This window comes from Pseudoalteromonas sp. SR44-2 (genome assembly GCF_014163745.1).
Classification (GTDB): Bacteria; Pseudomonadota; Gammaproteobacteria; order Enterobacterales; family Alteromonadaceae; genus Pseudoalteromonas; species Pseudoalteromonas distincta.
Genome location: NZ_JACJDW010000041.1, coordinates 23,911 through 30,046, shown reverse-complemented (window position 1 = coordinate 30,046; position 6,136 = coordinate 23,911). Strand labels below are relative to the sequence as shown.

General features: G+C 38.3%; 5 protein-coding genes. All 5 read right to left on the bottom strand.

The features are described from left to right. Nucleotides 1–575: 575 nt before the first annotated feature. The 5 genes from H5115_RS18025 to H5115_RS18005 all read right to left on the bottom strand — a co-directional run bounded on the left by H5115_RS18025 (nt 576) and on the right by H5115_RS18005 (nt 6,123). The gene (locus H5115_RS18025; RefSeq protein WP_182756637.1) at nt 576–2,369 is read right to left on the bottom strand and encodes a choice-of-anchor I family protein; all 1,794 of its coding nucleotides are present in this window, start codon (nt 2,367–2,369) and stop codon (nt 576–578) included. A gap of 156 nt (nt 2,370–2,525) precedes the next feature. Beyond that, nucleotides 2,526–3,131, bottom strand: a complete 606-nt coding sequence (locus H5115_RS20290; RefSeq protein ID WP_182756635.1) for a DUF1240 domain-containing protein — start codon at nt 3,129–3,131, stop codon at nt 2,526–2,528. Further along, a complete protein-coding gene (locus H5115_RS18015) occupies nt 3,128–3,790 on the bottom strand; it encodes a hypothetical protein (protein WP_259396435.1) in 663 nt (220 codons plus the stop codon). Before H5115_RS18015 ends, H5115_RS20290 begins: the two co-directional genes overlap by 4 nt. A 247-nt stretch (nt 3,791–4,037) precedes the next feature. Further along, nucleotides 4,038–5,396, bottom strand: coding sequence for a bifunctional UDP-N-acetylglucosamine diphosphorylase/glucosamine-1-phosphate N-acetyltransferase GlmU (gene glmU / locus H5115_RS18010; RefSeq protein ID WP_182756633.1), 1,359 nt, complete (start codon nt 5,394–5,396; stop codon nt 4,038–4,040). 304 nt (nt 5,397–5,700) lie between these two features. Then, nucleotides 5,701–6,123, bottom strand: coding sequence for a F0F1 ATP synthase subunit epsilon (locus H5115_RS18005; RefSeq protein ID WP_004335277.1), 423 nt, complete (start codon nt 6,121–6,123; stop codon nt 5,701–5,703). Between the last annotated feature and the right edge of the window lie 13 nt (nt 6,124–6,136).

The window sequence follows — 6,136 nt, the reverse complement described above, 5'->3', positions numbered from 1 at the left end:
TGTGCGTTATTATTTTCACTTTTAAAAAAGTGAAATCAAAACAGCTCAAGGCTGAATCTTTTAATAACATATGGTCACTCAGTTTCAATTGAGACTCTAATTTGTTTGCCTCGCTACCTAAGTAGCTTGGCTGTTAGAACTCAATCTGTACGAGTGCCCACACAGATGATTGCTTTATATTGTTAAAGAACGCTTGAGTCGCTTTAGCGTCTCAAGGGATGCGAATAATACACCCTTTATTTTTTGAGTCAACACTTTGTTTTAAAGTTTCTTTCGACAATTTAAAACCGAAGTTTTATTTAACTCTCTGAGTAGTTCGTGCCTCGCTATGCGTTGGCGTTTCCCGTCTCAGTGGGGTCGCATTATAGGGAGATTCGAGCGGGGGTCAATGTTTTATTTCAGCTTTTTGACAATTAAATGAATTTAGTATGAAAGCTATACAAATAAGGGGCTACAGGATATTTTTAGTTTAAAAAACACGCACTATATATGTATCTATTGATGATGTATTAGTAAGGTTTAAACTAAGCTGTATGTTAAACAAACAACACACAGCTTTATTTTAAATTAAAGGTTTATTTAGATGCTATTTCCCATACGGCAATGGAGCCTGATATTTCATTTCCAACGATTAAGAGTGGGTTTCCTGTAGCACTTTGCTCTGCTGGAACGAATACCATTCCTTCAGGCGCTAAATCGCCTGTAATATTCGCACCTTTAATTAAGCCTCTATTATAGAAGTAGTCTTCAAACTGCACATTATATGGATTGGTAATATCATAAACCATAATCCCACCCATACGCTCAAGCCCTATAAAAGCAAATGTACGATCGTCAATTTTACCAATAGTCAGCGCTTCAGGCTCTGCGCCTTTATCATCTGAACGTGAATCACCTTTGTTTTCATCTTCATTGTTGTTAAATGCTTCACCATGAACCGATGCAGTAATTCGACCTATATCATCGCCTGAATCAAACACCACCAGCCCATTACTATCCCAGATGGTAAACGAACGTGCACCATAAGCATAAAGCGATTCGTATTGGCCATCGTTATTAGTATCGCCTTTTATTGTTGTTACTTTTAAGCGACCAATATCATCATCGTCATTATTTAAGTAATCAAAATTAGCAGCAAGCGTTAAGTCTTCAACGCGGCTTTCATCTATATAAGCTAAGCAGCCATCGTCTTTATCGTAATCAAGTCCGCCCTTTGCTATACAGTCTGCTTCATCCGTTGTATTAAAAAAGTATTCTCTTGCGTCACCTTCGTTGGCAGTGACTATAAAGTTAGCGCCTTTCCAACTAAAGCTTGAGATAGTGTCGGGCTGGTACATACCATAGAGCCCTGGGTATGATTTAAAATTCACGCCGCCGTCTTTATCTGAGGTATCAAGTTGTAAGCTTGACCAATCTTTAAAGCCTAAGCCCTTTAGCTCAAGACTGTTGTCTTGTAGGTTAACTATTGCAAGTGCATTGTTTTCTTGAATAGATACATAAGCATATTTGTTATCTTTAGAAATGCTAACGTACTCGGGCTCTAAATCCATAGCTACTGTGGTATTTATTAGATTACCGTTAATAGTACGACCATTTGGGTTTGCAAAAACTACCCCTTGCGCTTCTAGTTCGGTTTGTTTGTTGTTATAGGCTTTAAAATCAATATTTATTGCTGTATCGGCTATTACATTATTTGTTATATCGATAATACTAATGGAACCTTCAGGATCTACGCTGTAGTCATCACTTGGTTCACCTTCGTTAGCAACCACTGCCTTTGCGCCATCATGGGTGAACGTCACCATGTCTGGTAAAAATCCGACCGTTACGTTTTTAATAAATACAGGTGAGTCGCCGCTTATATCGTAAAAAGCAATTTGACCTGCATCACCCGTGTTTTTAGCAGCCATTGCGACCGCTAGTAAATTATTGTTTTCATCAATAGCAATACTGTTTGCATCGCCTTGGGTATGCTCGTTTAAAGACAACGTAATAACGGACGTTAAATTTGTGGCGCTGATAACCCCTTCGTTATCTTTAACAAGTGCGGCAGTATCAAAGGTGTCGGCGGGTAAAATATTAATAACAGCGTCATCGCCTGAACTGTTAATAGCGTAAATCCATTTTTTAGATGCTTGGTAAGCAACTATTTCAGCGGCACCTTCTGGACTTTGTGCATTTAATACTCCTCTTCCTACGAGGCTAATATTTAATACTGAATTAGCATTTACACCATTTATCCCATTAGTTCCAGTTGTGCCTTGTTCTCCCTGTAATCCTTGAGAGCCGTTTTGGCCATCGTCACCATCAAGTGAGCAACCAGTAAGAACAGATATAAGTGACAGCGCAATAATTGATTTTTTAAACATGTGATTTTCCTTAGTATTGTATTTGCTAAATATCAACACACAGGCATGACAAGATTATGGCAATTTTATTTTGATTAGCTTTCGGCAATAAAAAAGCGAGTATATAACTCGCTTGAAGCTAAGGAGTACTTATTGCCCATGAAAGCAGGCTTGTAGCTAAAACCTATTAATATACTCATTACGCTTTTTTCGAGCTTCTTTTATAAACTCTTTTAGCTCATCAACAGAAGGCTCAATACCTTGTTGGTTTTTTTGCTCGAACCAATCGGCTATATCATTGATTATGACAGAGCCATCTTGTAAGCATAACTCATCGTTTTTTAGCCAAACATCAGGCGCTCGAAGTGAGGATCCTGTATACCAACTACAATAAGTGTAACCTTTGCTTTTTAAATTAGACTCTATGACAAGATTCGTCGGGATTGATAGAATTAATAAAACAATTAAACCTACAATTGCACTTTTAAATGCATTAGTTAAAGTTAACTTTATATCAAACCCCAAAAAACGCTGTAAAGTCGATAAAAACGTTAGAAATAGGCAAGGTAATAATAAAAAAGATAATAGTATGGTGGCTTGCTCTTTGATAAAAAATTGAGGCTGACTAACTAAAAATATAGTTTCCACTTCGGAAAAAAAGTTTAAGGCTATTTTGTAGCACAGCCCTCCACTAACAATTAACAAGAAAAAAACAGATGCTAATTCTTTCACATTTGCAAGAGATAACTTTTTATCTGCTTTTTTCCATTCTAAAAACTTCACAAGTTATAAGACCTAGTTTTTTTAAACATAGGAACTCCAAAGGTTTCATGTAAAAATTCATTTGGATTTTCTTTATATTCGCTATTAACTTTTTGCGCTCCAGCCTTAATTTTAATTACACCACTCTGTATCTTATTTTCAATATTTCTTAACTCATCAGAAAGTACTTTTACATAATCACTGGTATCCGAAAATGCAATTGAAAAAGCCACCCCAACGATTACAACAACCAACAAGGGCATTAATACTGTAGCAGCAATTATTGTTGCTAAACCAGCTGCCGATGCGACACCTAATATTGTACTAGTAGTCACAATAGCAGCTCCAACTACAGCCATATCTACGGCTACACCTGCCACTAAGTCATGCCATGTTTTTTGATCGTTTAAAAGATAGTCTGTAGCATGAAATGTCACTGAAATTACTAGAGTGAGTACAAACTCACCCTTTATGGCTTTTACAGCTTCTAATTTACCGACACCGATAGTAAAAAGTTTGGGGTTACTTGCTAAATAACGAGTACCCGTTAAATGAGCTCTGATACCAGGGTAAGAAGACATTATAATAGCGGGGGAACCATTATAAACTTTAATTTTAAACTTAGCGAAAACATTACCTTGGCGCTGCATTGCAGCCGCAATAATGGCTAATGCCTTCATATCATCAAATAAAGGGTATAACCCACCTCCTGTCTTTAATGGATCGTTAATTCGTTTCCATTTACCTGATAGAAGACTTTTAATTTGATTTTGACGTTGCCTTTCGGCAATAGCACAGCGAGCATATGCTGATATAAGAGTTCCTTGAGTCTATTTTTTAATCCGTTAACCATTAGTTTAAATAACAGTCAAAATATAAACAATAAAAAAGCGAGTATATAACTCGCTTTAAAAAGGTGTTGGCTTATTATTTTTTAACTGGGCGTTTCCAACCCGTTAAATTACGCTGTTTAGAGCGGGCTATTGCTAATTGGTCATCTTCAACGGTACTGGTGATCACAGAGCCTGCACCAATTGTTGCAGTTGCGCCTATATTTACTGGGGCAACGAGTGATGAATTAGAGCCAATAAAAGCATTATCGCCAATAATAGTTTTTGATTTATTAACACCATCGTAGTTGCAGGTAATAGTACCAGCGCCAATATTCACTTTTTCGCCAATTTCAGCATCACCTAAATAACTTAAGTGGTTGGCTTTTGAGCCTTTGCCTAAACGGGTTTTTTTCATCTCAACAAAGTTACCAATGTGTGAGTCTTCTTCCATAACAGCGCCTGGGCGAAGGCGAGCATAAGGGCCTAGCGTACATTTAGCAGCTACGCTTGCATCTTCAATTAGGGTATTAGCCTTTATTACCACGTTATCGCCTATGGTACAGTTTTTAAGTACACAGTTAGGGCCAATTTGTACATTGTTACCAAGGGTTACATTACCTTCAAAGATAACGTTTATATCAACTAATACGTCTTCGCCTGTTTTAACATTGCCGCGAACATCAATACGAGCAGGGTCGGCCAGGGTAGCGCCATTTAACATTAACTCTTCTGCTTGCCATGCTTGGTAAGCGCGCTCTAAGCCTGCAAGTTGTACACGGTTATTTGCGCCTTCAACTTCCATTGCATGATCTGGTTGCGCTGAAGTGATCTCTACGCCTTCACGGTGAGCCATTGCAACGATATCTGTTAAGTAGTACTCGCCTTGTGCATTATTGTTAGATAAGTTACCTAACCATGTTTTTAATAGCTTACCGTTAACAGCCATAATGCCTGTATTTACTTCGTTAATAAGTAACTGCTCTGAGCTTGCATCTTTTTGCTCAACAATACCGACTAACTTACCACCGACACGAAGCATGCGACCATAGCCATTTGGGTTTACCAAATTTACCGTTAATACCGCTAAACCATTTTTAGGTGTTGCAGCTAATAAACGCTCTAGAGTTGATTGTTTTGTTAGCGGTACATCGCCGTATAAAATCAATACTGTGTCTTCATCGTTAATATGAGAGTTGGCTTGCGCGACTGCGTGGCCAGTACCAAGTTGCTCTGCTTGAAGTACCCAATTTACATCGTTATCGGCAAGTTGCTGTTGTAATAGTTCGCCACCGTGTCCGTAAACTAAGTTTGTAGTCGTTGCACCTAATGCCATCGCATTATCAATAACGTGCTGTACCATTGGTTTACCTGCAACATTGTGCAAAACTTTAGGTAGAGCAGAACGCATACGAGTACCTTTACCCGCAGCAAGAATAACAGTTGTTAGAGCCATTAAAACAATTTCCTTTTTCCGTTGTTTTAGCTAAATAAGTATTATGTTTGTGCAGAAGATTACGTAAATCACTTCTTGTGCAGATACTCAGTAGGTTAGTTTATTCGTACTGAATCTTGACTGAAAAACACACTTAATTGGATGACGTTATTGTAGCGAGGATTGGTGAAGGATATAAGTGATAAAGCACAGATAATAGTCTGATAGACCTGTTATTTAACAATTATAAATAAGCGATACACCATGTTTAAATTACAGACACAAAAAAGCCCACATAAAGTGGGCTTTTCAAAACCGGATAGGCTTACTTGTGACGTAATTGCTGAATTACGCGTAACTGAGCAACTGCTTCTGCCAGTCGCGTAGCCGCTTGTTGATAATCAAACTCAACAGCTGACGAATTCGCCATATGTTCTTCAGCTTCACGTTTAGCTTTTTGTACAGAATCTTCATCTAAATCTTCACCACGAACCGCAGTATCTGCAAGAATCGTGATGTGATTTGGTTGAACTTCTAATGTACCGCCAGCAACATATAACACATCTTCGTGACCATATTGCTTAACTAAACGTACCATACCAGGTTTAAGGGCAGTTAGTAGTGGAGCATGACCTAGGTTTACACCCAGCTCGCCTTCACTACCAGATACTTGAATCGATTCAACAAGACCAGAGAACAAGCTCTGCTCTGCGCTTACTACGTCAAGATGTACAGTCATAGCTGTCATACTACCCTCCTAG

What these genes read in the sequence shown, in the direction of transcription:
- H5115_RS18005 (WP_004335277.1), bottom strand. Translation starts at nt 6,123, where the DNA reads ATGACAGCTATGACTGTACATCTTGACGTAGTAAGCGCAGAGCAGAGC.
- glmU (WP_182756633.1), bottom strand. Translation starts at nt 5,396, where the DNA reads ATGGCTCTAACAACTGTTATTCTTGCTGCGGGTAAAGGTACTCGTATG.
- H5115_RS18025 (WP_182756637.1), bottom strand. Translation starts at nt 2,369, where the DNA reads ATGTTTAAAAAATCAATTATTGCGCTGTCACTTATATCTGTTCTTACT.
- H5115_RS18015 (WP_259396435.1), bottom strand. Translation starts at nt 3,790, where the DNA reads ATGAAGGCATTAGCCATTATTGCGGCTGCAATGCAGCGCCAAGGTAAT.